Below are 24,654 nucleotides of genomic sequence, written 5' to 3'. Positions count from 1 at the left end.
AGCGGCACAAAAGTACTAATAATGAATTGTTTGATAAAGCGAAACCTTTTACCTTATTTAACTATCATTTAATAACCATATCAAACACCATTTTCTGAATGAAAACTCCTTACATCCTAATATTGCTCTTCAGTTTATTATCTATTAATGAGGCAACATCCCAAAAAAAACCAAAGGTTTATGCTGAAACTATTACTACCTCCGACTTGAGAAAGCATTTAGAGATTATCGCCTCTGATGATATGGAAGGCAGAGAAACTACCACCAAAGGCCAATACAAAGCGGCTAACTACTTGGCTGGCGAATTTGAGAAACTGGGTTTGGAAAGAATAGTAGACCTAGGTGAATATAAATCATATTTTCAATGGTTTGATGTAGCCGTAAAAGGTAAATCTCAAAAACTCCTAGCTTCCGATGCAGAAGTGCCGCCAAACTTTGAAAGACGTTCAACCATGAATACCTTAGGTTTGCTACCTGGAAAATCAAAGAAAGACGAAGTTATTATCATTTCTGCTCATTATGACCATATAGGAATTGATAGTAATGGAGAAATAAATAATGGAGCTGATGACGATGGTAGTGGTACTGCAGCTATTCTTGAAATTGCAGAAGCCTTTGTCAAAGCTAAAAATGAAGGGCATGGCCCAGAAAGAAGTATTCTTTTCTTATTAGTTGCCGGAGAAGAAAAGGGATTACTAGGTTCTAGATACTATACAGATTACGCTCCGGTCATTCCACTTGCTAATACAGTTTGCAATCTTAACATAGATATGATAGGAAGAAAAGACGAACATCATAAAACGGACAAATACGTTTACCTAATAGGGGCAGACAAACTATCCTCCGATCTAGATAAAATAAGCAAGAAGGTTAACAAGAAATATATTAAATATAAACTCGACTATACCTATAACGATGAAAAAGACCCAAATCGGTTTTATTACCGTTCTGACCATTATAATTTTGCAAAAAATAATATTCCCGTAATATTCTTTTTTACGGGCGTTCATGAAGATTATCACAAACCCGGCGATGATATTGAAAAAATATTATTCCCTAAATACTCCTACATTACAAGGCTTGTTTTTCACACTGCATGGGAAGTCGCCAATAGACCAGAAAGATTGGAAGTTAATCGTTAAATCAAACCCAATTGTCTTCATTCGATTATAGTCCATCTACTTAACCTACATTTCTGGCCCTAAATTAACCTATCCGTTAAATAACAAAATATGAGTTCATTGCATAAAAAAGGCTTCCAACGACTCTAAAGCGGCCTGAGGTAAAAACACAAAAAAATGAAGCGGCCGTAAAAAAAGGAATCACAAATGTTTTAGGTTCTAAGGTATTTTCCTTAGAATTGCCAAAGTTTTGTTTAGAATCTGACTACTTAAATCAGTTTTAGCGTTCTTTCGAAACCAATTAATATTTTTTTTATAACAAACGGTTTTATTAAATCAAAAACCCCAAAAATTCTAATCTAATGGAAAAAAAGACTACAGCTCCTGCGGCAAAGAAACCCGCACCAAAAAAAGCGGCAGCACCTAAAAAAGGTGGAGGACTTAATGCAGGTATTATCATTCCAATACTATTGGTAATTGGTATTTGTATTTGGAAATTTATTTTAGGTGACGGTGCCAACTTTGACGATCCTGAAGTAAAGCATCATCCTTCTAACATGCTAGGAATTGTTTACTCTGGTGGTGTTATTGTACCAATCCTTATTACTTGTTTTTTAATTGTAGTCGTTTTCTCAATTGAGCGTTTTATCACTATTGGTAAATCTTCTGGAAAAGGAAACTTAGATGCATTCGTTGCAAAGATTCGTTCTCAGGTTTCAGCTGGAAACTTAGAAGATGCTATCAAAGAGTGTGACAAACAAAGTGGTACTGTAGGAAATGTTGCTAAAACAGCTCTTGCTAAGTACAATCAATTAGTTGGTGAAACTCAATTAACTAAAGACCAAAAACTAGCTGCTCTTCAGAAAGAAATCGAAGAAGCTACTTCTTTAGAATTACCTATGCTTGAGAAAAACCTTACTATTCTTTCTACTTTAGGTTCTGTTGCTACGCTTATTGCACTTTTAGGTACAGTACTTGGTATGATTCGTTCTTTCTTCGCTATTGGTGAAGGTGGAGGAGCTCCTGATGCTGCCGAGCTAGCTCGTGGTATTGCAGAAGCACTTATTAACACAGGTCTTGGAATTGGAACATCTGCTGTTGCAATTATCATGTACAACTTGTTTACTAGCAAAATTGACAGTCTTACATTTAAGATTGACGAAATTGGAATGAGCTTACAGCAAACATTCTCTGCGAATAATTAATCAACTAATTCTTTAGTTGTTAAGAATAATTGTTTAACTTTAAGCATTAAAAGAAAAATATATGGCAGCTGTAAAACCAAAAAGACATGGTCCTTCAATGGACATGACTGCGATGTGTGATGTGGCGTTCTTGTTATTGACATTCTTTATCATGGCTAGTTCATTTAAGAGTGAAGAAACAGTAACTATTGATACTCCTTCATCTATATCGTCAGATTTAATCCCTGAAACTGATGCCTCTATGGTGTCAATTGACAAGGATGGCAGGTACTACTTCGGAATTGTAGATCCATCTCAAAGAGATGATTTTGCAAAAGTTTTAAGTGATAAATATAATCTTGGATTATCAAATCAAGAGATTATTGGCTTCACTACGCTTTCTGAAGTTGGTGTACCAATGAAACAATTGAAAGCTTACATCAATCTGACTGAAGAGCAAAGAATGTCTTATGATCTAACTGGAATTCCTTTAGATTCTACAGATAACGAATTAGTGGATTGGGTTAAGACTTTCGGAGAATCGTTCTCTGGTTCTAAGATTACGGTAAGAGGTGATGGTGGTACACCATACCCTTCTTTAAGAAATCTATTTAAAGAGTTCAGTGCGGCCGATTTGAATAAGTTTAAACTGATAACCAAAACCGAGAAATAAGATGGCTGAAGTTCAAGTAAAAGATTCCGGTGGAGGTAAGGGTAAATCAAAAGTAAAGAAAGGTGCAGGTAAACCAGATATGACACCAATGGTGGATTTAGGTTTCTTACTTATTACATTCTTTATTTATACTACTACCTTCAGTAAACCGAATACAATGGTGTATAACACACCAAAAGAGTTGCCACCCGAAGATAGAGTAGAGCAGGAACTTGATATTAAAGTTTCTAACACTATTACTATTATTCTAGGCGAAGACGACAGAGTATTCTGGTACCAAAAACCTTTAAAAGAGGTTACTGCAGATGATTTAGTGGAAACTGATTATTCTAAAGATGGTATTAGAACTGCTATTCTTCTAAAGAAAAGCAAAGCTCTAGATCAAGATAACTGGACGGTGATCATCAAACCTAGTGATGAGTCTACCTGGAAAAATTCAGTAGATATCTTGGATGAAATGGCTATTACTGAAAGTAATAAGAAAGCCGTAGTGGAATTGCAACAAGTAGAGAAGGAAGCCTATTACACAAAAATAGGTAAGCCAGTACCTGCTGAATAAATTTAAATTCCTTAAGAAATGGATAATAATAAAAATAGCAGTCCAGCAAATTTGGATGATATAATTTTTGAACATAGAAATAAGACCTATGGTGCTTATTTCTTGAGAAAGAATTATTCCAAATTTCTGACAAAAGCAGCAGTATATGGCATTAGTTCATGTCTCTTGCTTATAGGAGGTGCTTGGGGATACCAAAAATTTGTTGTTCCTAATTTAGCACCGGAAGAAATAACCTCTGTAGAGATTGACTTATCTGCACTGGAAGAGGAACTGGAAGAGGAGGAGGAAATTGATATTCCGCCTCCAGAGGAGGAGGAACCACCACCACCACCACCAGAACTTAAACAAGTTCAATTCTTGCCTCCTGAGCCTAAGGCTGATGAAGAGGTGATTATTGAGACGCCTCCTCCAGAAGATAAAGACTTGGAAGACGCCATTGTATCTACACAAGATGTAGAAGGTGAAGATGTGACTGATGTATTTACGCCACCACCTCCACCACCTCCAGCTATCACAAAACCAGCTGGCCTTGGTAAACCAAAAGAAGAACAAATCTTTACTGCGGTAGAGCAGAATCCTGAATTTCCAGGAGGAACCTCCGAAATGTACAAGTTCATCGCTTCTAAAATTAAATACCCACCTGCAGCTCAAAGAGCTAATATTTCGGGTAGAGTGTTTGTGAAGTTCGTTGTTGAAAAAGATGGTTCAATTGGTAAAATTGATGTTCTTAAGGGAATTGGTTTTGGCTGTGATGAAGAAGCGATTCGTGTAATCAAAGCAATGCCGAAATGGAATCCTGGACGTCAAAACGGTAAGAATGTTCGTGTATTCTTTACCATGCCAGTATTTTATCAACTTGAGTAATGCTTGGGCATAAGGACCCTAAAAAACTATGGGAACTAACGAAAGTTATTCTCCATGTTACTATGGGCTTGTTATATATAATCATTGGTGCCTATATTATAGATAAACAATGGTTTATGTCAAGCCTACCTCCTAATGTAAGTTACGCTTTAGGAGCAGTACTCATAGTTTACGGGCTATTTCGAATTTACCGTATTTGGAAAAACAGGTCACTTTAAGTGACCTGTTCTTTTTTAAAGCCTCCGTAAAACCATTTGCGTTAATTATCGTATCTATTATAAATACACTTCTTATGAAAAACCTACTTATAACAAGCCTTGCTCTTACCTTTTTAATTTCCTGTTCACACCCTAAAGATACCGCGACACTATCAGTAGCAAGAGGAGAAATCACGATAGCCGTTGATGAATCTTTTCGACCTATAGCAGAAGCTGAAATGGGTGCTTACCAAGCACATTATCCTGAAGCAAAGTTTAATGTTTTATATGTACCCGAGCAAAAGGCTGTCAATTACATGCTTTCAGATTCTGCTGACCTCATTATGATTTCTAGAGAATTAACTTTGGATGAGCAGCAATACTACACTCAAAGAAATAGAGAATATCACCCTGCCACCATGGCCTTAGACGCTGTTACACTAATCACCAACAAAGAAAGTGACGTAAATAACATTGACATTGAAGAGATAGAAGCTATTCTTAAAGGAAAAGAAACCGATATTAAATTAGTTTTTGACAACAGTAGCTCTAGTAATCTTAACTTAATGCTATCAAAATTTGACATAACAGAAATTAATAAATCCAACATATTTGCAACCAACGGAACCCTCGAAGTTTTTGAACAAGTAAAGAAGAACAAAAATGCGATTGGTCTTATAGGACTCAATTGGATAAGCGATGAGGATGATAAAAACTCAATGAAACTAAAAGATCAAATTAAGATTCTTGGCGTAAACACTAGTACTTCATCTGAGCCCGTACTACCAACTTTAAGTACTCTAAAAAACCAGGAATATCCTTTTGTTAAGATAATCTACCTTCACACCACTCAAAATGGTTGGGGAGTAGCTATGGGTTTTGTAAGGTTTGCTTGTACGCAAATAGGTCAACTTGTGGTGGAGAAAATGGGACTTCAGCCTTTTTACCTTATTCCTAAGAATTACCAACTTACCTCAAGTGCCCCTTTTCAAGTAGTAGAATAATTATATTTTCTATTAACAAATCGTTTACAATCCTATTAATCTTAAAAAAGTCTAAATAAAACATAAAAAAAACATTAGTTTGTGCAGATAAAGGCTTTTGGTTAAGCCACATTTTTATAAATTTGCAGACTTTAATTTAACAGAAATACAAACCTTAACTTGGAAGTGAAGATGAAGAAGATTATGAAAACACTGTTATTTAGCTTTTCAGTTTTAATACTGACAGCTTTAAATGGCAATGCCCAATCAATAGATGAAGGCCTTAAACATTTAAATGCCGAACGTTATCTCAAAGCTGGGGAAGTATTTAACAAATTGGTTAGTTCAAATCCAACGGCTGAAAATTATTTTGAGTTAGGGAGATACTATTTAAGCACGCCAAATGCTAAAGAGAACCTTGACAAAGCTCAAGAAGTATTTACAAAAGGGAATGCCCTTGACAAAAAAGGTAATCCATTAAACAACATTGGTCTTGCCATGGTAAAAATTGGCAAAGGAGATTTAGCTGGTGCTAAACTTCTTATTGACGATGAAATTGGCAAAGGAAGAGGAGCAAAAGACTCTGAACTAATTTACAGAGCAGCGGAAGCTTATACTATGTTCGACTGGTCAAACGACCCTGCCGAAGCAATTATGTTAATTGATAAAGCTTTAGAGGTTAAAAAGATTGATAATCCTCAATATTATGTAGTTAAAGCAAAGGCTTACGACATAAAGAATGAGGGTGGTGATTTGATGAATGCTTTGAGAAATGCTGAAAGACTTAATCCTAAAGATAAAGCAGCTATCTATTCTTTCATGGCTAAGATTTGGCTACAAGGTAAAAACTACCCAGAAGCACAAGAGGCCATTGACAAAGCTATTGCCGCAGACCCAACGCATGCTCCAGCTTACTACTATAAGTCTTCTTTACTTCAAACATACCAGAAATGGGGTGAAGCTGCAGGAGCTGCAAAACAATACCTTCAAAACGGAGATGGTGATTGCTTGGCCAACTTAAGATATGCTAAACTTGCATTTACTGCGAAAGATTTTGACAATGTATTAGCCAAAATTAAAGAGATTGAGTCTTGTAACACTGATCCAATCGTTCATAGACTTTCAGGTATCTCTAAATTTGAGCAAGGTAAGTATGACGCAGCGATTGCTGACTTAAAGAAATATATAAGCGTAGCTTCTAAAGAAGAAATTTTCGGCCTTGATTATGGATTTATTGGTAGAGCATTTTTAGCTAAAGCTACTGACGATGAAGAGCCTGCTGCAAACGAAGGTTTGGCCATTCAAAACATTGAAAAGGCGGTTTCCTTGAACGATACTACTTACGAGTACTATACAGAATTAGGAAGATACTTCCAGGAGAAGAGAGACTACGACAACGCATTGGTTTATGTAAAGAAATCGATTGACACTAAAAAGAAACCAAACGGACAAGACTTTTGGACTTTGGGTTCTCTTCAGTATATGACGAAAAACTTCGAAAAAGCTGATTCTACTTTTGATAAGGTAAAGGCAGCCTATAAGGACTCTTGGCCTATGCCGTATTTAATGAGTGCTAGAACTAAAATAAACATTAACAGAGAAGATACTACCTTTATTGCTGCGGAAATGTATGAAAAATACATCTCTCTAATTCCAGAAGAGCAAAAAGCAGCTGATGCAAGGAATCTTTCTGAAGCATACAGCTACCTAGCTGGTAAAGAGTGGTTGGTTAATAAGAATACAGAGAAAGCAATGGTTTATGTTGACGAACTTCTTAAATATGACCCAACTAATCAAAGAGCAATTGACCTTAAAAATTCAATCTTAGGAATCGAGCCTGAAATTGAAGAAATGGAAGGCGATAGCACGGGAACAGATAGCAATGCTACTGAGTCTGGTAAATAAGCGACCTTAATAATATATAAGCCTGGCATAGCCAGGCTTTTTTTGTTTACATAAGTTTATATCTTCTCATTTGACAAATAGTCCTAAATTTGTCAAACGTTAATCTAAAAATCTATTCATGTTTAATCTTGTTATTTTTGGGCCTCCAGGGGCAGGAAAAGGCACACAGTCTGCCAAAATTATTGAAAAGTATAATCTAGCTCATATTTCCACAGGAGATATGTTCAGAATGCACATTACACAAAATACTGTGCTAGGCCAAAAGGTAAAAGAACTACTCTCAGAAGGAATTTTAGTACCAGATTCTATCACCATTAATATGTTGGAAGAAGAGGTAAATAACAACCCTGACGTTTCTGGCTTTATTTTTGATGGATTTCCACGAACGGTAGCACAGGCCGAGTCTCTTGATGTTTTTCTAAAAGCGAAAAATGAAGAAATTAGTCTTGTGTTGCAGTTAGATGTGAATGAAGACGAAATAAAACAAAGAATTGCTGAAAGAAAAAAAGTAAGCGGCAGAGCCGATGACGACGAAACAAAACTGATTAGACGAATAGACGAATACTTCCAAAAAACTGTTCATGTACTTCCGTACTATGAAAAACAAGGAAAGCTTATTAAAATCGAGGGAGTTGGAGCAATAGATGATATCTTTGCAAATATTACCAAAGCCATTGATAATCAGCTGAACCGTTAAATCATTTTCTAGCTTCTGGCTTATTTTTTAAATTATTACTTTCTAGTTTTAAACTATTCTTTCAATGACATCGAATTTTATTGATTATGTAAAAATTCACTGCCAATCCGGTGACGGAGGTGCGGGTTCAGTTCATTTTAGAAGGGAGAAAATGGTTGACAAAGGTGGACCAGATGGAGGTGACGGCGGTAGAGGCGGTCATGTGATTCTAAAAGGGAATCGCAATTTATGGACATTAATTCATCTGCGATACCAGAAACACATTAAAGCAAGTAAAGGAGTTCGTGGAAGCGGTAGTAGAAGTACTGGTGCTCAAGGTCAGGATGTAATGATAGAAGTTCCAATGGGAACAGTTGTTAAAGACCCTGAAACCGGAGAAATACTAGCTGAAATCACCGAAGATGGTCAAGAAGAAATTCTTTTCGCAGGTGGCATGGGAGGTTTGGGAAATACACATTTCAAATCTTCTACCAAACAAACCCCTCATTATGCTCAACCTGGGCAACCGGGTAAAGACGGTTGGGTTATTTGTGAGTTAAAAGTTTTGGCTGATGTTGGCTTAGTTGGTTTTCCAAATGCTGGAAAGTCTACATTGCTCTCAGTAGTTTCGGCCGCAAAGCCTGAAATTGCCAATTATGCTTTTACCACACTTACACCGAATTTGGGTGTTGTAGCATACCATGATTATAAGTCATTTATAATGGCAGATATTCCTGGAATCATAGAAGGTGCTGCAGAAGGAAAGGGGCTTGGGATAAGGTTTTTGAGACATATAGAGCGAAACTCTATATTACTCTTCTTGGTCTCTGCTGAAAGTGAAGACGTAGAAGCCGAGTACAAAACCTTATTAAACGAACTAAAAAAATATAATCCTGAATTGTTAGATAAAAACAGGATTTTGGGTATTTCTAAGATAGATACTCAGACAGATGAAGACCTTGAAAAAATAAAGAAAAAATTACCTCAGGATATTCCAGTGGTTTTCTTTTCATCCCTAAACCTAAAAGGAATTAATGAGTTAAAGGATATTCTCTGGGATAACCTTGCTTAAAAATTCCCCCTGAAAAAATGTGCTTTTTTATAACTGATTTTAAAAATAAAAAACCGTTTTGGTTAGATGGGAATTTTAAAAAAAGGACTTTTTATTCTTTTAGCTTGCTGCTATACAAATTCATTTGGACAGGATATTGATATAACCTTCCCTTCTGAGAGAGCTGTTTTTCAGAGAAATAATGGCAATGCTACTATTGTTTACATAGCTGGCAACTACAGAAAGAGAATGGATAGAATTGAGGCTAAACTCATTCCTATTCAAGGAGGGCAAGCTATAGACTGGACCTCCATAGTTGCACAACCTTTTTTTGGTAGCTACCGTGGCTCTTTAGTTGTTCAAGGTGGTTGGTACCAACTTAAGGTTAGAGGTATTTTAGAAGGTCAGGTTGTTGCTGAAAACACAATTAACAAATTTGGAGTAGGCGAAGTCTTTTTGATTTCTGGACAATCAAATGCTCAAGGCTATTACGGTCGTGGTCAAAGAGGTGCCTATGACGACAGGGTCAATGTAGTTTCAAATTTCTTTAGCGAAGGCTATAACCAACCCATATTCCCCTCATTTGGTCATCTTGATGCTGGTTCTTCTATTGCTCCCACAGGTAAAGGAGCTTGGTATTGGGGAGAGCTTGGTGACTTACTCGCTACCAAACTAAATGTACCAGTACTTTTCATGAATGCGGCTTGGGAAGGTTTTCAAGTTTCTCAATTTGTAAAATCATCTCAAGGAGGAAAAGGTACCAACCCCTACTCCTATAATCAAGCACCTGCTGGTTATCCTTTCGGAAGTATCACAGACGCCCTACATTACTATACTAACTTAACAGGTTTAAGAGCAATCTTATGGCATCAAGGAGAAAGCGACAATTACTTGAACACAGGGTTTCAATCATATTACAATGACTTGAATCAAATTGTTTCTGAAACTAACAGCAGAACAGGTAAGAATATTTCTTGGATGGTGGCCAGAGTATCTAAGGATCAGAATAGATTTTATCAACCCGTTATTGACGCTCAAAACGCAGTTATTGCAAACAACTCTAATGTTTTCCCCGGACCTAACACCGATGATATTTTAGACAGAGTAGATGGCGTGCATTTCTCTACCACCGGCTTTTCCAAAGTAGCCGAGCATTGGAATAACTACATGTCTTCTGAGTTTTTCGCTTATTCTAATCCAACCTATGGCAATCCGCCTGTTCAGTTGGAATCTTATTGTGGAAACGAAGACCCTAGCAAACCTATGAGCCTTAGAGCTCCTTTCGGTTATTCTTCCTACCAATGGAACAATGGCTCGCAAGACAAAGATATTCAAGTAGGTCCTGGATACCATCAAACAATGGCTAAAGACATCTACGGGAACGTATACTACTCTGCTCCTATCCTGTTTGAAAACTCGCTATATCCCGTTAAACCAAACATTCAAGCCTTAGGAACAACAGAGTTTTGTCAAGGACAGTATGTTGAACTTAAAACTGACAAGCCTTACTGGAATTATTGGAACACTGGTCAAAATGCACAAAGTATTTACGCTAGCCAAGAAGGCAGTTATTTCCTGACACATGTAAACCTTTACTTGTGCGGAGCAGAAAGTGATAAAATTCAAATCAAGAACTACCCAACCCCTGTTCCAGAAATAATAGCATCCGGACCATTAGATATCTGTTCTGACGAAGAATTAATACTTCGTTCTAATCTTAATAATGGAATAGAGTGGAGTACAGGCTCTACAGAGCCTGAGCTAAAAATCAATACCTCTGGTACATTTACATTAAAGGCAAAGAATAATTTCGGATGCCAAGGGGAATCCAATCCCGTTAATGTCACTATTAAGCCAGCGGCTCAAAAACCAACCATAGAAAATCTTGGTTTAGATGTCCTATGTCAAAGAGATTCTACCATTTTAAGAGTCCAAAATGACCAAAACATGAAGTGGAACCTTGGTGCGACTTCTAAAGAATTAGTCATAAAAAACACAGGTGAATACTTCGCAATTAACACCAACGAGTTTGGCTGTACATCTGCATCAAACACCATCAATGTTTTAGTAAACCCTATTCCGAGCAAACCTACAATTATATCTGAAGGTAGTTTAGAAGTATGCGATGACGAATCAGTTATCCTTAAAGCCACACCTGCTTACGCCTACAACTGGAGCACAGGCCATACTAGTGAACAAATAGAACTAACTAATACCCGAGAAGTATACCTTAGAACCAAAAATGAATTTGGCTGTATGTCAGTACCGTCTGACATCAAAGAAATAGTGGTTTTAGAAAAACCGAAAAATCCAACCATTATTCAAACGGGTACCTTTACATTGAGCTCTTTGTTTACTTCAGATACATCTAATGTGATTTACCAATGGAGTGTTAACGACACTAAGATTGAAAGTAATAAAGCATATATCAAAGCTGTTAGAACTGGAGATTACACACTGCAAGGATTAAAGAGCTACCAGCTTAAAAACGGTGGTCAAAAAGTTTGTGTATCAGATAGCTCAGATGCCTTTCAGTATTATTTAGATGGCAGTAAAAATGGCTTCAGCTACTATCCTAACCCTACTACCGACAAAAAAATCACTATAGAAACTCTAGAAGATGTGGATAGAGCTACAATAACTATTTTTGATTTACATGGCAAACCACGTTTCTCAGAATATGTTGACGTATTTAACGAACCAAAGACGTTTGAATTCCTGAATTTACCCCAAGGTAAGTACATTTTAAAGGTCAAAAACAACCGAACCAAATTCACTGGTAAAATCATGGTTGAATAAAAAAACAGGCATTTTCCCTTATTATTAAATACTTTCTCCCAAATATTCTATTTCTAGCCGTCTTGAATATTTCAAGCATATTTTTAAGTTCAATTTACCTTCTGTTCAATTTTGAAAACACTCTTAGTAGTGGTAATTTTGCGTCTTGATTACAAGACAAAATGAACAGTAATTTACCTCAGGAATACCTACCGATAATATTTCAATTTGCTTTAGCCGCAGGTTTTGTAGGCTTTACAATTGTGATAACACACCTTATTGGCCCTAGGCTAAAAAGTAAGGTTAAAGAAAGTCCATTTGAATGTGGTATTGAATCAGAGGGTGATGCTAGAGCTCCACTTTCTGTAAGGTATTTCTTAATAGCCATTTTGTTTGTATTATTTGATGTAGAAATCATCTTTATGTATCCATGGGCTGTAAACTTCAAAAGTTTAGGTTGGTTTGGTTTTATGGAGATGTTACTTTTTGTCACCTTTCTTATGGCAGGTTTTTACTACATCATCAGAAAAGGCGTATTAAACTGGGAGCGAGATTAGATATACTAAACAAAACTCATGAGTACAGTAAAAACAGTAGAAGCACCAAGTGGTTATGAAGGTTCAGGCTTCTTCGCTACTTCATTAGACCAAGTTATTGGTATAGCTCGAAGTAATTCATTATGGCCTCTTCCATTCGCCACATCTTGTTGCGGAATTGAATTCATGGCTACCATGGGTTCACATTATGATATTTCAAGGTTTGGTTCAGAAAGACCTAGTTTTTCGCCGAGACAAGCAGATTTACTAATGGTAATGGGTACTATCGCAAAAAAAATGGGTCCTGTAGTTAAGCAAGTTTACGAACAAATGGCAGAACCTAGATGGGTGATGGCTGTAGGTGCTTGTGCTTCTTCAGGTGGAATTTTTGACACCTATTCTGTTTTGCAAGGTATTGATAGAATTATACCTGTGGATGTTTATGTACCAGGTTGCCCACCTAGGCCAGAACAAATTTTAGATGGTTTAATGCAAGTTCAAGAACTAGCTAAAAATGAGCCGCTAAGAAGACGTGAATCTGACGAATACAAAGCCCTTTTAGCCTCCTACAATATATGATTAGCCACCAAGAAATAGTAGAAGAACTAGTTGGCCATTTTGGTACAAAGGTTACGGAGTTTGACGAACCTCATGGTTTACTTACGTTCACGTGTCCATCAAATGACATCATCGACATTCTTACTTACCTTAATAAAAGTGACCGCCTTAAGTTTCGTTTTTTGACAGACATTACGGGAATTCACTTTCCAGATGCTAAAGGCAAAGAGTTTGGTGTGGTTTACCACTTACATAGCTTTGAAAATGCCGTTAGACTAAGAATTAAGGTTTACCTTTCAAAAGACGACATAAACATCCCTACGGCTAGTGAGCTTTATGCTGGAGCCAACTGGATGGAGCGTGAGACCTTTGACTTTTACGGAATTAAATTTACTGGTCATCCTAATCTGACTCGTATTCTAAATATGGATGAAATGGATTATCACCCAATGCGAAAAGAATACCCATTGGAAGATGCCACCAGAGAAGATAAAATTGATGCACTATTTGGAAGATAAAAAATGGCAGAAGAATTAAACGTACCAAAAATAACTTCCGACGCACTCGCTCTCAATCTACCAATAGTAGAAGAGAACGAGCACACTACGCTTAACCTTGGTCCTACCCACCCAGCCACCCATGGTATATTTCAGAATGTACTTAAAATGGACGGTGACAAAATAGTTTCTGGTGTTCAGACCGTTGGGTACATCCATAGAGCGTTTGAAAAAATTGCAGAAAGAAGACCTTTCTATCAAATTACTACACTTACCGATAGACTAAACTATTGCTCATCGCCAATAAATAATTTTGGTTGGCACATGACCGTAGAAAAGTTATTGAATGTAGAAGTTCCAAAAAGAGCACAATACATTCGTGTAATTTTGATGGAATTGGCTAGAATTTCAGACCATCTAATTTGTAATTCTATTTTAGGTGTAGATACTGGAGCGTATTCTGGTTTCTTATATGTCTTTCAAGAAAGAGAAAAGATATATGAAATTTATGAAGAAATATGTGGTGCTAGACTAACCACAAACATGGGTCGTGTGGGTGGTATGGAAAGAGACCTCTCTCCTACTGCTTTGGCTAAAATAAAAGATTTAGTTTATAACTCCTTCCCGAAGGTACTTGCCGAATTCGAAAATCTACTAAGTAGAAATAGAATTTTCATGGACAGAACTATCAATGTAGGAGGTATAACAGCCGAAAGAGCCATGGAATATGGTTTCACTGGTCCTAACCTAAGAGCTGCGGGTGTAGATTATGACGTAAGAGCCATGGAGCCTTACTCCTCTTATGAAGATTTTGAATTTGAAATTCCAGTAGGTCACAATGGTGACACCTACGACCGTTACCAAGTAAGAAATGCGGAGATGTGGGAGAGCTTGAAAATCATAAGACAAGCACTAGAAAACCTTCCTGAAGGACCATATTTCGCAAATGAAGACCATTACTATTTACCTCCTAAAAAGGAAGTTTATAGAAGTATGGAAGCTTTAATCTATCACTTCAAAATTATCATGGGAGAAATAGAAGCTCCTATTGGTGAAGTGTACCATGCTGTTGAAGGTGGAAATGGAGAATTAGGATATTACCTAGTGAGTGATGGTGGTAGAACACCTTACAGACTTCATTTTAGAAGACCGAGTTTTATATATTATCAAGCCTACTCTGAAATGGTACAAGGATTAACCATATCAGATGCCGTAGCAATAATGAGTAGTTTAAATGTAATCGCTGGAGAATTAGATGCCTGAGTTAACAGAAAATATCGTTTTCAGTAAAGAGAGACTTGCAAAAGTTGAAGAAATAATAGCTCGATACCCAGAAGGTAAGCAGAAATCAGCATTACTGCCTATTCTTCATTTGGCTCAAGAGCAGTTTGGTTGGTTAAGTTCAGGAACCATGAACTATGTAGCCGGACTTTTATCTATCCAGCCTGTTGAAGTATACGAAGTAGCTACTTTTTATACCATGTTTCACCTTGAGCCAGTTGGTAAGCACGTTATAGAGTATTGCCGAACTGGTCCTTGCTGTGTGATGGGTGGCGAAGAAGTTTTTGCTCACTTAAGAGAGAAACTCAATATAGAAGCAGGACAAACTACGGAAGATGGTTTAATTACCCTCAAAGAAGTAGAATGTTTAGCCGCTTGCGGTTGGGGACCTTGTTTCCAAATAAGAGAAAAATATTTTATGCACCTTGATAATCAAAAAGTTGATGAGATTATCGAAGACCTGAGGAAGACTAACTAATGGCAAACAATATCAAAATATTGACCAAAGATATAGGTACTGATGGTCTTGAAGGCATCAGTGTTTATAAAAAACTTGGAGGTTATTTAGGCGTAGAAAAAGCCCTAAAGCAAATGTCTCCAGACGAGGTGGTAGAAGAGGTCAAAAAAGCCGGAGTAAGAGGACGTGGTGGAGCTGGTTTCCCAATGGGTATGAAATGGGGATTCTTAGCAAAACCAGAAGGAGTTCCTCGTTACTTGGTATGTAATGCTGACGAATCTGAGCCAGGTACTTTCAAAGACCATTACCTAATGATGAAAAACCCTCATCTTTTGATAGAGGGAATGATTATATCCAGTTTTGCTCTCGGAGCCAATAAGTCTTTCATCTATGTGAGAGGAGAGCTAATGTATGTAATACATATTTTAGAGAAGGCTATAGAAGAAGCCAAACAAGCAGGCTACTTAGGAAAAAATATTTTAGGAACAGGTTTTGACTTAGAACTTATCGTTCAACCTGGTGGTGGAGCATATATTTGTGGTGAGGAAACTGCTCTTTTAGAATCTTTAGAAGGTAAAAGAGGTAACCCAAGAAATAAACCTCCTTTTCCTGCGGTCAAAGGTTTATACCAATGCCCTACTGTAGTAAATAACGTAGAATCAATTGCCAATACCCCATGGATAATCCAAAACGGAGGAGACTCTTATGCAGGTATTGGAATTGGAAGAAGTACAGGAACAAAACTTATTTCGGCATCTGGCCATGTTAAAAATCCAGGTGTTTACGAATTAGAGTTAGGACTTCCAGTAGAAGAATTTATTTATTCTGATGAATATTTAGGAGGAATAAGAGATGGTCATCATTTGAAAGCTGTGGTAGCTGGGGGCTCTTCTGTGCCAATTTTGCCAGCAGGACTTATTCTAAAAACTGCGGAAGGCGAACCAAGGTTAATGACTTACGAATCACTTTCAGAAGGTGGTTTTGTTTCAGGAACCATGTTGGGTTCTGGTGGCTTTATTGCTATGGACGAAACAACTTGTATTGTTAGAAATACATGGAATTTCACCCGATTCTATCGTCATGAGTCTTGTGGCCAATGTTCTCCTTGTCGTGAAGGTACCGGCTGGATGGAAAAAGTGCTTTACAGAATAGAGCATGGTACTGGTAACGAAAGAGATATTGACCTTTTGGTAGATGTAGCTAAAAGAATTGAAGGCAATACTATATGCCCACTAGGTGATGCCGCGGCATGGCCAGTAGGAAGTGCGATTCGTCATTTTAGAGATGAGTTCGAATGGCATATTAAACATCCTGCTCAGGCTACAGCAAAGGGGGCTATATTTTCAAAATCATTAATGGATGTAATGGCATAATGAAAAAAGTGGTTTACAGCTTAATAGTATTTGTTTTTACGCTTCTGTTAGCAGAGGTTGTATTACTGTTCTTTGTAAAACTACCTGACCCATATGCACATTTAAGGGTGAAATCTTATTCCACAGGTGAAGTAGTAAGGCTTCAAAATAGCCGAAACTCTGATTTCGCTTTCCTTTTTAGACCAAACGAGCTTTTCCCAGCAGATTCCAGCGTTGTTAATGACATCCATATAAATAACTTTGGTTTTAGGCATAATGATGATGTGGATACTAGCCGAAATGAGTTTAGTATTTATGCCATTGGCGGCAGCACTACTCAGGGTTATGACTATCCCTATGAGCAAAGCTGGTGTCAGGTGGTTGAAAAAAAGTTAGAAAAACACACTAACAAACCTATCAATATCTATAACGGAGGTACTGCTGGAGCAGCCATGTTTGACCATATAGCTTTGCTCCAAAACAGGGTAATTCACCTTAACCCAGATATGGTTATTCTTTTTTCCGGAATTAACGATTTAAATGTTTTGCTTGGTGATAATAATTTACATCGTTTTGATGATATTAATGAATCAAGTGAACTCGTAAATTGGCCGAAGCTTTTATTAGGGAAATCTGCAATTTTCAGATTAGCTCATAATGCTAAAAATAGATTTAAAAGTAACTCTCCCCTCTTAAAAAACCTTCAAGAAAGAAAGCATAGGCCAATACCAGATAGTATCCCTATCCATTTTTCTGACCATTTACTTCCGCCACTCATGACCGAAAAGCTTCCTTTAGGAAAACATGATTCGGTAAACTTTGATTATTACAAAAAAATGGTCACTTCATTTGTTGGTATCTGTAAGGCAAATGAAATTCCAGTAGTGGTAATGACGCAGCCTACCACATGGGCTTCAAAAGATACTACGCTTTTGAAATACCACTGGATGAATAAGAACAAAAATTTTAAGTTCCCTAAAGAATTTATGCAAGCAGCTATGGATAGGATGAACAAAGACGTAGTTCAAATAGCTTCCAGTTTAGAGATACCTGTCATTAAACTTGACGAAGAAATCCCAAAAACAGGCGAATTCTTTTATGATGATTGTCATTTCACACCAAAAGGCTCTGTGTTTGTTGGAGAAACAGTAGCTCGATATATATCTGAGAATAATTTAATACCCATTAAATAAATGGAGAATAGTATAAAAGTAACAATAGACGGTGTAGAAACTGAGGTTCCTCAAGGCACCACAATTCTACAAGCCGCAAGGCAAATAGGACCAGAAGTGGCTCCTCCGGCAATGTGTTACTATAAGCCACTAGAAAAATCTGGTGGTAAGTGTAGAGCATGTTTGGTGAAGGTAACGCAAGGTTCTGAAAGAGATAAAAGACCTATGCCAAAGTTGGTAGCCTCGTGTATAACACCTGCTCAAGATGGCATGATAGTAGAAAACTACACCAACGAAGAGGTAGTAGACACTAGAAAAGGAATCGTAGAGTTTTTATTGATTAATCATCCGCTAGATTGCCCAGTATGCGACCAAGCAGGAGAATGTCATCTTCAAGATTTTTCCTTCAAACATGGTACAGAAACCCAACGATTTGAAGAAGATAGAAGAATTTTTGAGAAAGAAGATATAGGTTCGAATATCCAATTACACATGAACCGCTGTATTTTATGTTACAGGTGTGTTCACACTGCCGACCAAATTACGGATGGTAGATGTCATGGTGTAATGAACAGAGGTGACCACGCCGAAATAAGCACATACATTGGCCAAGCTATTGACAATGATTTCTCCGGAAACATGATTGATGTTTGTCCAGTAGGAGCTCTTACAGATAAAACTTATCGTTTCAAAAACCGTGTTTGGTTTACCAAACCAATGGATGCACACAGAGACTGTGACAAATGCTGTGGCGAGGTTCATTTATGGTACAAAGGAGAAGAGATAATCCGTGTAACTGGACGCAAAAATCAATGGGGTGAAGTAGATGAATTCATTTGCAACACCTGTAGATTTGACAAAAAAGAAACGGCAGACTGGACCATAGAAGGACCAGCTGTAATGACACGTCATTCGGTTACTTCGGCAAATAAGTACCGTAAAGATTTAATAGCCAAACCGTCTTTTGCGGTAGACTATGCCAAACATCATTACAAGAACATTAACGACGACAGACCATATGATAAAAATCTAAAAGAGGTTAAAGCTTCTGAAGATTATAAGGCATTAATGGAAAAGAATAAGGACTTTAAATTGCTAGAAGAATAATTTAATGGAAGGAGCAATCATTATAAAAGGTTTAATTATTCTGGGCATATTCGCTATTTCTTTAACTATAGCAGCCTATGAAACCTACTTTGAGCGTGTAATAGCCGCCTATATTCAAGATAGAGTTGGACCAGATAGAGCTGGGCCATTTGGTATCTTGCAACCATTGGCAGATGCAGGAAAGCTATTCTTCAAAGAAGATTTTGTGCCAACACTGGCCGACAAATGGTTATTTATTTTTGGGCCATCTTTAGCCATGCTAACTGCCATGATGACCAGTGCGGTCATTCCTTTTGGCGATAGTATTTTATATGAAGGAAAAGAGATTTTCGTTCAGGCTATTGAAGTTAATATCGGTATCCTGTGGGTGTTTGGTGTTGTGTCCTTAGGTGTGTATGGCATTTTAATTGGAGGCTGGGCCTCTAATAATAAATATTCCCTTTACGGAGCCATTAGAGCAGCTTCGCAAAATATCTCTTATGAGCTAGCCATGGGCGTTTCTATCATTGCCATTGTAATGATGTCAAGTTCATTATCCTTAAGAACTATTGTAGAAGGTCAACATGGTGGAAACTGGAATATCTTTTATCAGCCACTGGGCTTTTTGATTTTCTTAGTGTGTTCTTTTGCAGAATGTAACAGAACTCCTTTTGACCTTCCAGAATCTGAAAACGAGTTAGTAGCAGGATACCATACAGAATATGGTTCTATGAAACTAGGTCTTTATCTTTTCTCTGAATATGTCAATATGTTTATCACTTCGGCAGTAATTGCAACCTTGTATTTAGGTGGTTTTAATTACTTCGGTATGGACTGGGTTTCTTCACAACTTATAGGTCAATTTGGAGACACCGTTGGTCATAACTTAGCTACCCTATTGGGCACTATAGTATTCTTTGGAAAAATATTCTTCTTCATCTTTGTTTTCATGTGGGTAAGATGGACACTTCCACGATTTAGATATGACCAGTTAATGGATTTAGGTTGGAAAGCCCTTATACCATTATCTGTTGTAAATTTGATAATCACAGCAGCCGCCGAACTTTCTGGTCAAGCCCTAATAGTTAACTGGCTTGGCTTAGCCATTTTTATCGGTTTAGCTTACGCCTACTCCTTTTTGTTCACAAAAAATAAAGCAAGTATCTAATATGCAACTTACTAATAGAGCAAAAAAAACAGATAAGACGCCTTTAACGCTTGCCGAAAGAACATATCTTCCAGGTATCGCAAAAGGAATGGGAATTACGTTAAAGCATTTCTTTTCTAAGAAAGCAACCATACGATACCCAGAACAAAAAAGATATTTAGGTCCTATTTTTAGAGGCCACCATATTCTTAAGCGTGACGAGGAAGGTAGAGAAAGATGTACCGCTTGTGGTTTATGTGCTATAGCTTGTCCTGCTGAGGCCATTTCTATGGTTGCTGCTGAAAGAGAGCCTGGTGAAGAGAAACTATATAGAGAAGAGAAGTACGCAGCAGCCTATGAAGTAAATATGCTCCGTTGTATCTTCTGTGGCTTATGTGAAGAAGCTTGCCCTAAAGAAGCTGTTTATCTTAGACATGATAAATTTGTACCTATATTTACTAGCCGCGACCAAGTCATTTATGGTAAAGACCAGCTGGTGGAAGACATGAACGAAAGGTATGAACGCGATGCATGGACAAAAGAAGAAATGCAGAAGCTTTGGGAACAACAAAAACCAGTTAATTACTAATATCGACGTCAAAAATGGACTTTATAAATAATATACAAAACATGACTTCGACGCAATGGCTATTTTATGTCATTTCGGTAGTTACTCTTTTTGGAGCTTTGGGTACCATTGCTTCTAAAAATGCCATTCATAGCGTCATATACCTTATTCTGACCTTCTTCTCCTTGTCTGCTCACTATGTGCTGATGAATGCTCAGTTTATAGCGGTGGTTAATATCATTGTATACGCAGGAGCCATCATGGTTTTATTTCTCTTTGTGGTTATGTTTTTGAATATCAAAGAAGAAAACACACCAGGCTTAAATAATAATAAGCTTATGATAGCCGCTACCATTGTAGCAGGTACTATCAGTTTGATTCTTATATCGGCTATTAGAATGACCGATATTCCTAGAACTAACCCAGCTACGTACCAAGTTAAAACAGGATTTATTGAGACTTTAGGTACCTTACTTTATAGCAAATACCTACTTCCTTTTGAATTGGTGTCTATACTGTTTTTAATAGCCATGACTGGTGCTGTAATGCTAGGTAAAAGAGAAAAAGGCGAACGTCATTTCTAATGCTAACCTCAGGTAGGTTAACATATAGACAGATAAACACTGAAGACGAAGCGGAATCTTTAGCCATGGCTCAAAGTAAGGAGGTAATGACCTACATTACGGGAGCGGCTTTAAGCCTCAAAGAGGCAAAAGAAAGGTTTCAATATCAATTAGCTGTCAATAAAGAGAATCAATACTTAGGCTTTATCAGAGCAGAATCTATAGACACGGGAGAATTCGTGGGCTATGTTAAAATGACGCCACTCACCTCCAAAGATTTAGAAATAGGCTACGCCATTCTTCCTGAATTTTGGGGCAAAGGTTTTGCCACGGAAATGCTTAAAGCCATGGAAGTATTTGCCAAGAGCTTACCTGAATTTGACAATTTGGTAGGAATAGCTAATACTTCTAACCAAGCATCCATTAAAGTTCTTCTTAAAAACGGTTTTAGCTTTCTAAAAGAAGGCGAAAGACAAGACGCTCATTACATTAAAAACATCCGATAATATGGCAACTATTCTTCCAGTAAAAGGCATAAGTCCTAAAATCCCAACATCAACTTGGCTAGCACCTAACGCCACAGTGGTGGGCGATACAGAAATGGGAGAAGATTGTACCATTTGGTTCAATGCAGTGCTCAGAGGCGATGTAAATAGTATTAGAATAGGCAACAGAGTCAATATACAAGACGGTGTAGTAATTCACTGTACTTATGAGAAGACCAAAACCATAATTGGCGATAATGTAAGCATTGGTCATAATGCTATACTTCATGGCTGTGTAGTAGAAGAAGAAGTTTTAATAGGCATGGGAGCCATAGTTATGGATGGAGCAGTCATTGAGAAAAATGCCATTATTGGAGCTGGAGCTGTAGTTACATCAAATACTCGCGTTCCTTCTGGTCAAATTTGGGTTGGAAACCCTGCCAAATACCTAAAAGATGTTTCTGAAAAAGCAGGCGAAGTTTTTATGCGAACTGCCGATAATTATCTCACCTATGCTAGTTGGTTTGGGAAAGAGAATAAAAAATAATTTTACTCGCCAAACTTAATTACTCCCACGCATAATAGCATCTCTAGAACCTTCCGTTTTGGGTATATAATCACCCTTTTTCCAAGCTTTGTTGGTAAATGTTCCGTCTTTGATTGATTTGATAAAACTAGCCCAAGCAAACGGACTTGTAAGCGGATTGGTAGTAATAGTTCCTCTACTCTGAATATGCATGAGTTGTTGATTCATGGCATAACGATAATTGGCGTCAGCACTCATTCCTTGCATCGCAAAAGCCCTATCAAGATTTTCACGACTAAGGTTTTCTTCCATATTTGCTCTTTCTCTAGCGTCTGGAAGCTCCATTTCTATCAGGGCTAATTTAAATTCTTCTTCTGTGCTAAAAGGATAAACTTTAACTTCTTTTAACATGGTGGCGTCTTGCCTAAGCTCCACAACAGCCGAATATGACAAACTTACGTCAGACGGAATGATGTGAAATTGTTTCTTAAAACCTAGGTAACTAAATATCAAACTATCGCCCGGAAAAACATTGATTAGGAAGTAACCCTTATCATTAGTCAAAGTACCTCTACCGGCACGTTCATTCACAATATATGCCCCTGGAAGTGGCTCATCGTTATCTCCATCGATAACAAAACCACTAAAGGTGACAAACTTCTTTTCCCCTTGAGCATAGGTCTTCCCTACCGCTAAAAAGGCTATTAAAAACAATAAAACGAGTATCTTCTGTTGACGCATTAAGCGAATATTTTGAGAAAAGTAAGAATAAAAGGCATTGAAAGCAACAAGCCATCAAACCTGTCAAGGAAGCCACCATGACCTGGAATAAAACTGCCAGAGTCTTTGATAGCGATACTCCTTTTAAAAAGAGATTCTACCAAATCACCTAAAGTACCCGTTACCACTATTATTCCAGCAATAACTATCCATTTCCATGGGTCTATGACATTGTAATACTTAGAAAAAACTAACGCCGCTATTAAAGAGCTTATTGCTCCGCCAAACAGCCCCTCCCAAGTCTTCTTCGGAGATATTCTTTCAAACAATTTACGCTTGCCCATCATAGTACCTACGAAATAAGCACCGCTATCGTTGACCCAAAGGATAACTAAAATACCCAAAACCAAAAGTGGTTTATAATGATGAGCCTCCATAGCTACTTCATTTACCAATGCAAAAGGCACTGCTACGTATATAATCCCTAAAAATGTATAGCCTAAATTCTCAAAAGGTTTGGGGTCTTTCCTTTTATAAAGTTTAATAAAAAAGGTAATGGCTAAAAGTGGCACTATTAAGTAATAGAACTTAAATGGCCAGTCTCCTTTTTCTATAAAAAATGTGAGAGCGTTTAAAACAGTTCCGCAGATAGTTCCATAAATGGATAATGGCAAATTCCCGTTGAGGCCTACAAGTTTATAAAACTCGTATTGCGTCATTACCGACAGAAATAAAAACACCAACCAAAAAGTATAAGCAGAGAAAAATATACCTGTTATAATAATGGCTACGCCTATTACCGCCGCTATGATACGCTGGGTAAGGTTAGAATACTTATCCAATCTCTGATTCATTCTTATTCAAAAAAACTTCAATGATAACCTTAGCCACTTGTTCATCGTTGGTTTGGGTATATAAAATATTAGCTCCAAAAATAGGGTACATCGTATCCTTCTTGTTAACAATGAAACATTTTATCTCATTATTTTCTAATTCATTTTTGAGCAATTCTGCCTGCATGGCATTTTCTGTCTTATAGACAATCTGCCAATTTTCGGATTCTGTAGATAGTATCATTCAGTCCATTTTAAGGTTTCTAAAAGATGCATACAATCATCTTTCATATAATTTACTAGCGGTCTTAGAGAATCGTTTAAAGTAGGTTCTATAAGATAAACCGCTCCTCGTAAATAGTGTTTTGAGGTATCTGTCACATAAAACTGAAAGTGACTAGGCACCTCTCCTTCTAACTCTATTACTACTGCTCTTTTTCCATTTTTAAGCTCTATTACCTTCTCTACCTGAGAGTCGGCTTTTACATGATGTCTTCCAGCCAATTTGTAAGCATCGTCAATATGTTTTGACAGCTTATTCAAATCACCATTTAATGGTTTATAGGTAAGCTGTATACGTGCCATCAAGTCTTTATAATGTAAGATAATCCAGTGAGGTTCAGCACTTCCGAAGGTATCAGGCTCTATAATGGCGTTTACATTATGCTCAAATGAATAAGGATGTTTCTCTTCTAATTGCAAGTATTTATGTGCTGGCAAATCTAAACGATTATACCCCTTTGGTTTTGGGAAATAATCAGAAGAACCTCCGCAAGAAATTAATAGCGAGGTAAACAAAACAATAAGCACATTTCTTTCTTTAAGGGGCATAGGGCTCACTTTGTGATTGACAAAGATACACAATCAATTTTCATGTACCAT

26 protein-coding genes and 1 pseudogene are annotated in these 24,654 nt (G+C 37.3%); 23 read left to right on the top strand and 4 right to left on the bottom strand.

The window, feature by feature from the left end:
• Window positions 1-449 precede the first annotated feature (449 nt).
• The 23 genes and pseudogenes from AC0L6O_RS05590 to AC0L6O_RS05480 form a co-directional block, all read left to right on the top strand.
• A pseudogene (locus AC0L6O_RS05590) lies at window positions 450-1,142 on the top strand (M28 family peptidase); the annotation flags it as partial.
• A gap of 341 nt (window positions 1,143-1,483) precedes the next feature.
• Complete coding sequence (locus tag AC0L6O_RS05585) at window positions 1,484-2,326, top strand: MotA/TolQ/ExbB proton channel family protein (protein ID WP_473306940.1); 843 nt, start codon at window positions 1,484-1,486, stop codon at window positions 2,324-2,326.
• A 61-nt stretch (window positions 2,327-2,387) separates the two neighbouring features.
• Window positions 2,388-2,978 carry an ExbD/TolR family protein gene (locus tag AC0L6O_RS05580; RefSeq protein WP_473306939.1) on the top strand — a complete coding sequence of 197 codons (591 nt, stop codon included), beginning with the start codon at window positions 2,388-2,390 and terminating at the stop codon, window positions 2,976-2,978.
• A 1-nt stretch (window position 2,979) separates the two neighbouring features.
• A complete protein-coding gene (locus AC0L6O_RS05575; RefSeq protein WP_473306938.1) occupies window positions 2,980-3,537 on the top strand; it encodes an ExbD/TolR family protein in 558 nt (185 codons plus the stop codon).
• Window positions 3,538-3,555: 18 nt separating this feature from the next.
• On the top strand, window positions 3,556-4,401 hold the full coding sequence (locus AC0L6O_RS05570) for an energy transducer TonB (protein ID WP_473306936.1): 846 nt from the start codon (window positions 3,556-3,558) through the stop codon (window positions 4,399-4,401).
• A gap of 292 nt (window positions 4,402-4,693) precedes the next feature.
• A complete protein-coding gene (locus AC0L6O_RS05565) occupies window positions 4,694-5,602 on the top strand; it encodes a PstS family phosphate ABC transporter substrate-binding protein (RefSeq protein WP_473306934.1) in 909 nt (302 codons plus the stop codon).
• A gap of 183 nt (window positions 5,603-5,785) precedes the next feature.
• Window positions 5,786-7,486 carry a tetratricopeptide repeat protein gene (locus AC0L6O_RS05560; protein ID WP_473306932.1) on the top strand — a complete coding sequence of 567 codons (1,701 nt, stop codon included), beginning with the start codon at window positions 5,786-5,788 and terminating at the stop codon, window positions 7,484-7,486.
• Between the two features lie 118 nt (window positions 7,487-7,604).
• On the top strand, window positions 7,605-8,183 hold the full coding sequence (locus tag AC0L6O_RS05555) for an adenylate kinase (RefSeq protein ID WP_473306931.1): 579 nt from the start codon (window positions 7,605-7,607) through the stop codon (window positions 8,181-8,183).
• A 64-nt stretch (window positions 8,184-8,247) separates the two neighbouring features.
• Complete coding sequence (gene obgE, locus AC0L6O_RS05550; protein ID WP_473306930.1) at window positions 8,248-9,234, top strand: GTPase ObgE; 987 nt, start codon at window positions 8,248-8,250, stop codon at window positions 9,232-9,234.
• Between the two features lie 66 nt (window positions 9,235-9,300).
• Window positions 9,301-12,012, top strand: coding sequence for a sialate O-acetylesterase (locus AC0L6O_RS05545; protein WP_473306928.1), 2,712 nt, complete (start codon window positions 9,301-9,303; stop codon window positions 12,010-12,012).
• 161 nt (window positions 12,013-12,173) lie between these two features.
• The gene (locus AC0L6O_RS05540; RefSeq protein ID WP_473306927.1) at window positions 12,174-12,548 is read left to right on the top strand and encodes an NADH-quinone oxidoreductase subunit A; all 375 of its coding nucleotides are present in this window, start codon (window positions 12,174-12,176) and stop codon (window positions 12,546-12,548) included.
• Between the two features lie 18 nt (window positions 12,549-12,566).
• Window positions 12,567-13,106 (top strand): NADH-quinone oxidoreductase subunit B, encoded by a 540-nt coding sequence (locus tag AC0L6O_RS05535; RefSeq protein WP_473306926.1) that lies wholly within the window; start codon window positions 12,567-12,569, stop codon window positions 13,104-13,106.
• Window positions 13,103-13,603: an NADH-quinone oxidoreductase subunit C gene (locus tag AC0L6O_RS05530; protein WP_473306925.1), complete on the top strand. Its 501-nt coding sequence runs from the start codon at window positions 13,103-13,105 to the stop codon at window positions 13,601-13,603. The genes AC0L6O_RS05535 and AC0L6O_RS05530 overlap by 4 nt, the downstream gene beginning before the upstream one ends.
• Window positions 13,604-13,606: 3 nt before the next feature.
• On the top strand, window positions 13,607-14,845 hold the full coding sequence (locus tag AC0L6O_RS05525; protein ID WP_473306923.1) for an NADH-quinone oxidoreductase subunit D: 1,239 nt from the start codon (window positions 13,607-13,609) through the stop codon (window positions 14,843-14,845).
• A complete protein-coding gene (nuoE, locus tag AC0L6O_RS05520) occupies window positions 14,838-15,341 on the top strand; it encodes an NADH-quinone oxidoreductase subunit NuoE (protein ID WP_473306922.1) in 504 nt (167 codons plus the stop codon). Before AC0L6O_RS05525 ends, nuoE begins: the two co-directional genes overlap by 8 nt.
• The gene (gene nuoF, locus AC0L6O_RS05515; protein ID WP_473306920.1) at window positions 15,341-16,693 is read left to right on the top strand and encodes an NADH-quinone oxidoreductase subunit NuoF; all 1,353 of its coding nucleotides are present in this window, start codon (window positions 15,341-15,343) and stop codon (window positions 16,691-16,693) included. Before nuoE ends, nuoF begins: the two co-directional genes overlap by 1 nt.
• Entirely contained in the window at window positions 16,693-17,865 is a 1,173-nt protein-coding gene (locus AC0L6O_RS05510) for an SGNH/GDSL hydrolase family protein (RefSeq protein ID WP_473306918.1), read from the top strand. The genes nuoF and AC0L6O_RS05510 overlap by 1 nt, the downstream gene beginning before the upstream one ends.
• Window positions 17,866-18,951 (top strand): NADH-quinone oxidoreductase subunit G, encoded by a 1,086-nt coding sequence (locus tag AC0L6O_RS05505; protein ID WP_473306916.1) that lies wholly within the window; start codon window positions 17,866-17,868, stop codon window positions 18,949-18,951.
• Between the two features lie 4 nt (window positions 18,952-18,955).
• Window positions 18,956-20,098 carry an NADH-quinone oxidoreductase subunit NuoH gene (gene nuoH, locus AC0L6O_RS05500; RefSeq protein ID WP_473306914.1) on the top strand — a complete coding sequence of 381 codons (1,143 nt, stop codon included), beginning with the start codon at window positions 18,956-18,958 and terminating at the stop codon, window positions 20,096-20,098.
• A 1-nt stretch (window position 20,099) separates the two neighbouring features.
• Window positions 20,100-20,666, top strand: coding sequence for a NuoI/complex I 23 kDa subunit family protein (locus AC0L6O_RS05495; RefSeq protein WP_473306913.1), 567 nt, complete (start codon window positions 20,100-20,102; stop codon window positions 20,664-20,666).
• A 41-nt stretch (window positions 20,667-20,707) separates the two neighbouring features.
• Window positions 20,708-21,229, top strand: coding sequence for an NADH-quinone oxidoreductase subunit J family protein (locus AC0L6O_RS05490; RefSeq protein ID WP_473306912.1), 522 nt, complete (start codon window positions 20,708-20,710; stop codon window positions 21,227-21,229).
• Window positions 21,229-21,714 carry a GNAT family N-acetyltransferase gene (locus AC0L6O_RS05485; protein WP_473306910.1) on the top strand — a complete coding sequence of 162 codons (486 nt, stop codon included), beginning with the start codon at window positions 21,229-21,231 and terminating at the stop codon, window positions 21,712-21,714. Before AC0L6O_RS05490 ends, AC0L6O_RS05485 begins: the two co-directional genes overlap by 1 nt.
• Before the next feature lies 1 nt (window position 21,715).
• Complete coding sequence (locus AC0L6O_RS05480) at window positions 21,716-22,240, top strand: gamma carbonic anhydrase family protein (RefSeq protein ID WP_473306909.1); 525 nt, start codon at window positions 21,716-21,718, stop codon at window positions 22,238-22,240.
• 15 nt (window positions 22,241-22,255) lie between these two features.
• Here AC0L6O_RS05480 and AC0L6O_RS05475 read toward each other — a convergent pair whose 3' ends face one another.
• Genes AC0L6O_RS05475 through gldD form a run of 4 tightly spaced genes read right to left on the bottom strand, consistent with a single transcriptional unit; the run spans window position 22,256 to window position 24,603 of the window.
• Window positions 22,256-22,960: a carboxypeptidase-like regulatory domain-containing protein gene (locus AC0L6O_RS05475; protein WP_473306908.1), complete on the bottom strand. Its 705-nt coding sequence runs from the start codon at window positions 22,958-22,960 to the stop codon at window positions 22,256-22,258.
• On the bottom strand, window positions 22,960-23,793 hold the full coding sequence (locus tag AC0L6O_RS05470; protein ID WP_473306906.1) for a phosphatidate cytidylyltransferase: 834 nt from the start codon (window positions 23,791-23,793) through the stop codon (window positions 22,960-22,962). The genes AC0L6O_RS05475 and AC0L6O_RS05470 overlap by 1 nt, the downstream gene beginning before the upstream one ends.
• Complete coding sequence (locus AC0L6O_RS05465; protein ID WP_473306904.1) at window positions 23,774-24,016, bottom strand: putative signal transducing protein; 243 nt, start codon at window positions 24,014-24,016, stop codon at window positions 23,774-23,776. Before AC0L6O_RS05465 ends, AC0L6O_RS05470 begins: the two co-directional genes overlap by 20 nt.
• On the bottom strand, window positions 24,013-24,603 hold the full coding sequence (gene gldD, locus AC0L6O_RS05460; protein WP_473306903.1) for a gliding motility lipoprotein GldD: 591 nt from the start codon (window positions 24,601-24,603) through the stop codon (window positions 24,013-24,015). Before gldD ends, AC0L6O_RS05465 begins: the two co-directional genes overlap by 4 nt.
• Window positions 24,604-24,654: the final 51 nt, after the last annotated feature.

The organism is Arcticibacterium sp. GJ41-1 (assembly GCF_055808875.1).
This window is presented reverse-complemented; position numbering and strand designations above follow the sequence as displayed.